General features: G+C 55.3%; 4 protein-coding genes. 1 reads left to right on the plus strand and 3 read right to left on the minus strand.

The window, feature by feature from the left end:
* Positions 1-1,444, plus strand: a 1,444-nt coding sequence (locus tag ABAC402_RS40495; RefSeq protein WP_023451355.1) for a calcium-binding protein, incomplete at its 5' end; no start/stop codon positions are given.
* A 73-nt stretch (positions 1,445-1,517) separates the two neighbouring features.
* Here the strand turns inward: ABAC402_RS40495 and ABAC402_RS38840 are convergent.
* The 3 genes from ABAC402_RS38840 to ABAC402_RS38845 form a co-directional block, all read right to left on the minus strand.
* Positions 1,518-3,851: a type I restriction endonuclease subunit R gene (locus tag ABAC402_RS38840; protein ID WP_304412596.1), complete on the minus strand. Its 2,334-nt coding sequence runs from the start codon at positions 3,849-3,851 to the stop codon at positions 1,518-1,520.
* A gap of 18 nt (positions 3,852-3,869) precedes the next feature.
* Positions 3,870-4,712: a type I restriction endonuclease gene (locus ABAC402_RS40750; RefSeq protein ID WP_023451357.1), complete on the minus strand. Its 843-nt coding sequence runs from the start codon at positions 4,710-4,712 to the stop codon at positions 3,870-3,872.
* On the minus strand, positions 4,709-5,539 hold an 831-nt coding region (locus tag ABAC402_RS38845), incomplete at its 5' end, for a restriction endonuclease subunit S (RefSeq protein ID WP_023451358.1). The genes ABAC402_RS40750 and ABAC402_RS38845, both read right to left, overlap by 4 nt.

A 5,539-nucleotide genomic window follows, 5' to 3' on the forward strand; every position in this document is an offset into this window, starting at 1 on the left:
TGAAACCCTCCTGGGTGGTACAGGCATCGACACCGTCACCCTGGGCAGCATCCTGGCCAATACCGACAGCATCAACCTGGGCGCCGGCGTCGACGTTCTGAACCTGGGCAACTTCGCCAATACCGGTTCGCTGTCGAACGTCGAAACCCTCACCGGCAATGCCCTGGCCGACACCATTACCCTGGCCACAGCCATTGCAGCGGGCACCATCAACCTGGCCGGCGGCACCGATGCCCTGACGTTTGGTAACTTCACCAACTCGGCCACGGTGTCGAACACCGAAACCATCACCGGCGGTACGGGTAACGACACCATCACCATCGGCGCGGCTGTGGCTTCGGCCACGATCAACCTGGCGGCAGGCACCGACAGCCTGACGTTTGGCAACTTCGCCAACACGGCGACGGTTTCGAACGCCGAAACCCTGAACGGCGGCACGGGTATCGACACCATCACCCTGGCCACCACCCTGACCGGCATGACGCTGGATCTGAAGGCCGGCGCCGACGTCCTGAACCTGGCGAACGTGGCCAATACCGGTACCGTCAGCAACGTCGAAACCCTCACCGGCAATGCCGATGCCGACACAATCACCCTGGCCACAGCCATCACGGGCGGTGTCTTCAACCTGGCCGGCGGCACCGATAGTCTGACGCTTGGCAACTTCGCCAACTCGGCGACGGTGTCCAACACCGAGACCATCAACGGCGGTTCTCTGGTCGACACCATCACCCTGGCCACGGCCCTGACCAACACCATGGTGGTCAACCTGAAGGGTGGCGTCGACGTCCTGAACCTGGGCAACTTCTCCAATACCGGCACCATCTCGGGCGCCGAGACCATCAACGGCAATGCCGGAGCCGACGCCATCACCCTGGACACGCCGATCACCAGCGGTACGATCGACCTGGGCGCCGGCACCGACAGCCTGACCCTGGCGGGCATGCTGAACGGCCTGTCGGTCGCCAATATCGAGACGGTGACGGGTAGCTCCAGCATCGACACGGTCACCCATACGGGTACCGGCGCGGTGACCTTCTTCGGCGGCGGCGGAGCCGACAACTTCATCTGCGGCACGGGTGTCGAAACGGTCGTCTTTGACGACAGCACGGCGCTGATGACGGTGAAGAACTTCCGCGTATCAGGTGCCGACAAGATCGCCCTGGATGTCACCGGCCTGGGCACCTACTCGGCCAACGAATTCGACATCGGCGGCACCACACTGGTGGCCGGCAACAATATCGCTGTTGTCACCGACTATGACGCCATGCTGGCATCGAACCTGACCAGCACCGCCGGCGCCTTTGTCTACCAGCAGGACACCGGTGCCCTGTACTTCGACGCCGACGGCGATTTCAGCAGCGGCGCCACCATGGTGGGCGTGATCCTAGCCGGCGGCACCACACCCTGGACGTACGACATCAACGGCTTTGTTCTGGGCTAACCCTCAGTATGAGTTGAACTTTTGGGCCTTCGTTCCGAACCGGGACGGAGGCCCTTTTCATATCTGTACTGTTTCAAGATGCGTGCCAGACGTGTCCGCCGCCGCTGTAGGTGGCGTAAACATGCTGATAAACGAGGTCGGTTCTTTCTTCCAACTCATCGTCGCCATAAGCCTCTTGCGGCAGGTATTGCAGGTTTTCCAAAATCGCTAACCGCACCTGAGCCGTGACCTGGGTGCTTTCCCGCCACTTGGCGATACGCAGCTTTTCAGCCTTCAACGTCTCAAGCGTCTGAATGGCGACAGCCTTGACCGCCGCTTCATCCTTTTTGCTGAGGTCCGGCTTCTTCAACAGATCAAAGATAGCCAGCGTCTCCTGATCCAGACCTTCGCGTACCGCCCGTTCTTCTTCCTCGGATAGCCCTTCGATAAACTCAGTCAGTTGATCGAAGGCGTCTTGTACGGCCTGCTGATCCTTACCGTTATTATAGGCGGCGATGATTTCGCGATATCGGTCATAGAATTCAAGCCGGATCGGGTTTTCACGCACCATCCGTTCAAGGCGTTGTTCAATCGCCTCCTGAAGGTCAAAGACCACCATGTTCTGATTTTCGGACCGCCGAAACGCCGCGCGCAGCCTCGCGAAGTCCAGCCGGCTCAGATCGATCGAGGTCGTGCCGTCCCGGTCGGTGGTGATAATCTCAATGCTGTCATCGACTTCGCGCTGAAGCTTCATGATGATGGCCGTGATATCGGCCTTTTTCTGCTTCTGGTTCAGTTGGCTATAGATCGCCTCAATGGCGTTGTGCGCCTTGATATGCGGCTTGATCTGCTCTTCGGGATAGAGCGCCTTGTATTTCCGGAACACGTCCCGCGCCGAAAACTCAAAGGTGGTACGCGTCGTTTCGTTGAGGCAGACACAGTTCATCGCCTTCTTGATCAACCCCAGCTTTTCCATAGGGCTTTCGCAGGCGATCAGACCATCCAGATCGCATCCCACCTCTGACAGGAAACGCCGCACCGCCATGATGGACGCGCCCAAAGCAAGCGCCAGGGCGTAGATCTCGCCGACGGCCTCACTGTTGTCGTCCTCGCCGGGTTCACTCACGCCGGGTGGCTTGGTCTTGACGTCACCTTCGCCGTAAACCGCATAGGCCGCACGCAGCTTTTGATAGACATTGCCATAATCGACAATCAGGCCGTTTTCCTTTTCGTCGTCATAGACGCGGTTCGCCCGCGCTATGGTCTGCATCAGGGTATGACCCTGTATCGGCTTGTCGAGATAGACGGTTGACACACACGGCGCATCGAAGCCGGTGATCCACATGGCGCAGACAATGGCCAGCCGGAACGGATTGTCTTCGTCCTTGAACTCTTTCTCCAGATCGCGTTCGACCATCTTTTTACGATGCGGCGCGATCTCCAGCCCCATGGTACGGAACTTGTCGACTTCATTCTGTTCCGACGACACGACAACGCAAACCTCGGTCGCTTCAACCTGTCTCAGCTTTTGCGTCACTTCGGCAGCTTCCTGCTCATCCCCAGCCTTGGCAACGCGGGTTTTCAGTTCAGCGACATAGTCGGGCCAATGCGCCATGACCAGGTCGTACATTTTCACGGCGGTTGGCTTATCCAGCGCGACAAACATCGCCTTGCCCTGATAGCCCCGGTCGTTGAAATGCCAGACCAGATCACGCGCAATCGCATTCAGCCGCTTGTGCGAGGTAAGCACCGGATAGTCGCGGGCAAATTCGCGTTGCAACTTGGCGCGCTGATCGTCGTTGAGGTCTTCGCCTTCTATGATCGCCGCCATACGTTCGTCGAGTTCCGGCCGTTCGATACCCAGCTTTTCGCCGCGATTGAGATAATAGAGCGGCAAGGTGGCGCGGTCTTCGATAGCGCGTTTGAAATCATAGACCGAGACATATTCTCCGAATATGTTTTTGGTCAGTTCCAGTTCTTCCTTGATCAGCGGCGTGCCGGTAAAGCCCAGATAGGACGCGTTGGGCAGGGCATTGAAGCGCATATTTTGCGCGAACTTGCCGCCCTGGGTGCGGTGCGCTTCGTCCGATATGACGATGATGTCGGAACGCTCCGACAACAGCGGATAGACGCTCTCGGTCTTCGGATCGATGGAAAATTTGTGGATCAGCGTGAAGACGTAGCGGTGGTTCTCACTCAGCAGTTCGCGCAAATGGTCGCGGCTCTTGGCCTTGACATTGTCTTCTGTCACCGCGCCGACGGCGGTGAAGGTGTCATAGATTTGCCGTTCCAGTTCCGAGCGATCCAGCACGATCAGAAACGTGTAGTTGCCGCCAAAACGCCGGAAAATCTTCTGACACAGAAATACCATTGAATACGACTTGCCCGACCCTTGGGTGTGCCAGAACACCCCCAGCTTGCCTTTCAGCTCCTCGAGATTGCGCGCCTAATTGATGACCTTATTGACCCCGATATATTGGTGGTTCTTGGCCATGATCTTGATCGGCTTGGCCCCGTCGCCATCAAACAGCAGGAAGTTTTCAAACAGGTCCATCAGCCGGGTCTTGTCGCAAGTACCGCGCAACAGCGTGTCCAGGCTGACCACGCCTTCGCTGTCCTCTTCGATGCGCTTCCATTCCAGAAAATACGGGTACGGGCTGGTCACCGTGCCGACCTTGGCATCGGTGCCATTGCTCAGGATGATAAAGGCGTTGCAATGCAGGATGTGCGGAATCGTGTCCTTGTAGTCTTTCAGGTTGTCGGCAAAGGCATGCTCCAGGTCCTGATGGTGCGCCTTAAGCTCAAAAAAGACCAGTGGAATGCCGTTGACGAAACCAACCACGTCCGGACGGCGATTATACATGTCGCCGACCACCTCAAACTGGCGCACGGCCAGAAAGTCGTTGTTGAGCGGGTCTTTGAAATCGAAGACCCTAAGCCGTTTTGTCTGGGTTGCCCCCTTGGCGTCCTTGAAACTAACCTGCACCCCCTTGGTCAGCAAGTCATGTTTGTCCTTGTTGATCTGCCCCAGTGTCTTGTCGGCGGCTTTTTCGCTGATCTTGTAGACGGCCTCATCATAGGACTTGTCGAGCAGGCCGGGATTGAGAGATTTCAGCGCGGCGAGCAGATAACGTTTCAAGATAACTTCGGACTTGCTGTCGCGTCCCAACAGCCCATTCGGACCGAGGATTTCCTTCTTCCAGGCGGTGACGACCCGCCAGCCGAGACTTTCCAGCACCTCTTGCGTGGCGCTTTCGACCAGACCATCTTCCGAGTATTCGTAGCTCACGCCACCCCCGCCAATGGTGCTTGTCCTGCTAGGTAGTCATCGATGTCAAGTGATCCACTCATCAGCCGGTCCGCTAATATATCTCGCGCTTCACTTAATAGACGCGAAGATTCACTCAACGCCGCAATATTCTCCCAAATTTTGCCGACGTACTGGTCAAATTTTTCGACTATTCTAAAACTAGGAATGTCGATTTCTAAATTTTCTATCACAGACTTATTCAAGCTTGACTGGCCGGTAGATCCGCTAGCGACAGACTCAAAATACCCCTTATGCGACGATAAAAAATAATAAAGTAAAAATTGACTGCATCCCAACTTGGCTCTCACAACAGTAATGCAGTTGTGAATAATCATTTTATTTTTGATGGTTAAATTTCTCGCGACCCTACCTAGGGTTCCATCTCCCATCGAGTTTATAAGTATGTCGTTCAATTTGAGATACAAATGACTCTTGTTTTCGGGCAATGCCGCCGCGAATAATATTTTCTCCAGACGAATTTCGCCGTCTCTTATACAGCTTTGATTTAATACCGGACAACCGTCATTGTCATCACCCAACTCGTAATTGACGGAGGGGCCTCTTGATATAATTGATGAATAGTCGCCGATCGAAATTCTCTGCGTAGCCGCATTATTTTTCAATGACTGACCAATTTGACCTTCGCGGAGAGGACGACGCAAAAACCATTCTTCGTAAGTATTTTTTGCAATTTCCTCCAATAAATCTATTTTCCTCTGATTGTTGAAAATCAAAAGATCGTATCTAGAAAGCAAATGACCTATTCTAATCTGCTTGCCTATCGGCGGCAAAATTGGCGCGTACCC

Source organism: Asticcacaulis sp. AC402 (genome assembly GCF_000495835.1).
Lineage (GTDB): Bacteria > Pseudomonadota > Alphaproteobacteria > Caulobacterales > Caulobacteraceae > Asticcacaulis.